Origin of the sequence: Vibrio sp. OPT46 (assembly GCF_015163535.1) — a bacterium.
Lineage (GTDB): Bacteria > Pseudomonadota > Gammaproteobacteria > Enterobacterales > Vibrionaceae > Vibrio > Vibrio alginolyticus.
The window spans coordinates 1-511 of the sequence record NZ_JADDYG010000492.1; the positions used below are offsets into that span (position 1 = coordinate 1).

A 511-nucleotide genomic window follows, 5' to 3' on the forward strand; every position below is an offset into this window, starting at 1 on the left:
CGGTTTCGATAACTACGACACGAAATGTGTTAAATACACTCAAGCTAAAGACAAAGATACTCCAGCAACAGTCGCTGTTACTAAAACTGCGAATGAGTGTAAGTAATAAATATTACTCAAAAGGCCAGCTAGTCTGGCCTTTATCTCTTTATTTTGATTAATTTCGGAATAGTTCATATGCGTAAATCATCGGGTCTTAGTGCAATAGAGTTTGTCGTTGTGCTGATTATCTTAGGTATGATCGGTTATGTGGTATTACCAAGATTTATCAGCTTTGAACCAGAAACTTACGAAGCGAAGTGGGAGCAAACCAAGCAGACCGCTGAGCACGTTTCTGAGACGCTAAGCAACAAAGAAACTTACGATCGAATTGAAGAAGAGATTAGTCGTTCAAAAGGGCAAAATAACTAGATATTGGTTATTTGTTCGTCTGTTCACACTTCGAATCGAAAAATTATAAACCTATCATTAATCTCATAATTTCATCGTATACTTATCTCGCTTGTTCTAA

General features: G+C 36.8%; 1 protein-coding gene. It reads left to right on the top strand.

Features of this window, described 5'->3' with window-relative positions; all coding sequences use genetic code 11:
* Positions 1-177: 177 nt before the first annotated feature.
* On the top strand, positions 178-411 hold the full coding sequence (locus tag IQR33_RS20740; RefSeq protein WP_005381152.1) for a type II secretion system protein: 234 nt from the start codon (positions 178-180) through the stop codon (positions 409-411).
* The last annotated feature ends 100 nt before the right edge of the window (positions 412-511 follow it).

Coding starts and splice junctions, on each gene's coding strand:
- IQR33_RS20740 (WP_005381152.1), top strand. CDS start 178: ATGCGTAAATCATCGGGTCTTAGTGCAATAGAGTTTGTCGTTGTGCTG.